The sequence below is a fragment of the Sporichthyaceae bacterium genome, from assembly GCA_036269075.1.
Taxonomy (GTDB): Bacteria; Actinomycetota; Actinomycetes; order Sporichthyales; family Sporichthyaceae; genus DASQPJ01.
Map to the genome: position 1 here is coordinate 1 of DATASX010000093.1, position 2,360 is coordinate 2,360.

A 2,360-nucleotide genomic window follows, 5' to 3' on the forward strand; every position below is an offset into this window, starting at 1 on the left:
GTCGGCGAGCGCGGTGCGCTGGAAGACCGTCACCGGGGTCGCCCAGCGGACGATCTCATCGACCGCGCTCCCCGGCCGCTCCGCCTCACCTCTCTTCGAGAGGCCCGGCAGGACGTCGGCTATAGCGTTGAATATCAGGTCTATCTCCAGTCGCGCCAGGTTAGCACCGATGCAGTAGTGCGTCCCGGTTCCGCCGAAACCCAGGTGCGGATTCGGGCTGCGCATGATGTCGAACATCTCCGGGTTCTCGAAGACGTCCTCGTCGAAGTTGGCGCTGCGGTAGAAGATGCCGACCCGCTGGCCTTTCCTGATCTCCTGGCCGCCGAGGGTGGTGTCCGCCAGGGTGGTGCGCTGGAACACCGTCACCGGGGTCGCCCAGCGGACGATCTCGTCCGGAGCGGTGTTCGGCCGGTGCTGCCGGTACAGCTCCCACTGGTCCGGGTTGTCCAGGAAGGCGAGCATGCCGTGGCTGATCGCGTTCCTGGTGGTCTCGTTGCCGGCGACCGCCAGCAGGATCACGAAGAACCCGAATTCGTCGTCGCTGAGCGACTCGCCGTCGATCTCGGCACTGATCAGCTTGGTAACGATGTCGTCCATCGGGCACTTCTTGCGCTCCTCGGCCATCGCCATGCTGTAGCCGATGAGCTCGGTGGCCGCCACCGTCGGGTCGCCCTCGAACTCCGGGTCGTCGTAACCGATCATCTGGTTCGACCACTCGAAGATCTTGCGGCGGTCGTCTTGCGGGACGCCGATCAGCTCGGCGATGGCCTGCAGCGGAAGCTCGCAGGCGACGTCGGTGACGAAGTCGCCGGTTCCCTTCTCGACCGCGGCGCCCACGATCGAGGCAGCGCGCTCGGTCAGCACATCCTGAAGGCTGTTGATCGCCTTGGGCGTGAAGCCGCGGGAGATGATGCGCCGCTGCTTGGTGTGCTGCGGCGGGTCCATGTTCAGCAGGATGAGCCGCTGCGCCTCCAGTATGTCGCCCTCCAGCGGGGCCCCGTGCTGGATGATCGCCGTGTTCTCGCGCGAGGAGAAGACCTCGTTGCGCGATGCCTCCACGATGTCGGCGTGCTTGGTGACGGCCCAGTAGCCGCCGTCGCTGAACCCGGCCGCGCCGGGGGACTGCTCGCACCACCAGATGGGCGCGACCTTCCGCAGCTCCGCCAGCTCCGCGACGGGCAGTCCCGCGTGGCACAGGTCCGGATCGGTGGGGTCGAACCCGGCGGGGATGTTCGGCTCAGCCATCTTGGGTCCTCCTCGACTGTAACGCGTTCTAGTAGATTTAATCATGAGCAAGCTTCATTGTGAACACGCCATCGTGCCAGAATGAGAACACGTTCTAGTGTGATGGAACAGGAGATCCTCATGTCTTACGCGGTAATCGTCGAGGCGGCGCGGACCCCGATCGGCAAGCGCCGGGGCGGCCTGTCGGGCCTGCACCCGGCCGAGATCCTCGGCGCGGCGCAGGTCGCCGTCCTCGAGCGCTCCGGCGTGGACCCCGCCGAGATCGAGCAGATCACCGGGGGCTGCGTCACCCAGGCGGGCGCGCAGTCGTCCAACATCACCCGGACCGCGTGGCTGCACGCCGGGCTCCCGTACCAGACCGGGGCGCTGACGCTGGACGCGCAGTGCGGCTCGGCCCAGCAGGCCGTGCACCTCATCGCGGGGCTCATCGCCGCCGACGCGATCTCGGCCGGCATCGCCTGCGGCGTCGAGGCCATGTCCCGCGTGCCGCTCGGCTCCAACCTCAGCACCGGTGTCGGCAAGCCCAAGCCCGACTCCTGGGACATCGACATGCCGAACCAGTTCGTCGCCGCCGAGCGGATCGCCCGGCGGCGCGGCCTGACCCGGGAACAGATCGACGCGTTCGGCCTCGCGTCCCAGCGCAAGGCCGCCGCCGCGTGGGCCGACGGCCGCTTCAACCGCGAGGTCGTCCCGGTCAAGGCCCCGGTGATCGACAAGGCCACCGGGACTCCCACCGGCGAGACCCGCGTCGTCAGCCGGGACGAGGGACTGCGCGAGACCACGCTGGAGGGCCTGGCCGGTCTCAAGGCCGTCGTGCCGGACGGGCTGCACACGGCGGGCACGTCCTCGCAGATCTCCGACGGCGCCGCCGCCGTGCTCCTCATGTCCGCTGAGAAGGCAGCCGCCCTAGGCCTGAAGCCGCGCGCCGTCATCAGCCATCAGTGCCTCGTCGGCGTCGACCCCGTGCTGATGCTCACCGGGCCGATCGATGCCACCAACAAGCTCTTCGAGCGCTCAGGCCTGTCGATGGGCGACATCGACACCGTCGAGATCAACGAGGCTTTCGCTTCGGTGGTGCTGGCGTGGGAGCGGGAGCTCAAGCCCGACATGGAGAA

Annotated in this window: 2 protein-coding genes; one reads left to right on the top strand and one right to left on the bottom strand. The window is 68.1% G+C overall.

Going from position 1 to position 2,360, the window contains the following annotated elements:
- The coding region (locus VHU88_17315) for a cytochrome P450 (protein HEX3613451.1) at window positions 1-1,245 on the bottom strand (1,245 nt) is incomplete at its 3' end.
- Between the two features lie 120 nt (window positions 1,246-1,365).
- Here VHU88_17315 and VHU88_17320 point away from each other — a divergent pair.
- Window positions 1,366-2,360, top strand: a 995-nt coding sequence (locus VHU88_17320) for a steroid 3-ketoacyl-CoA thiolase (protein ID HEX3613452.1), incomplete at its 3' end; no start/stop codon positions are given.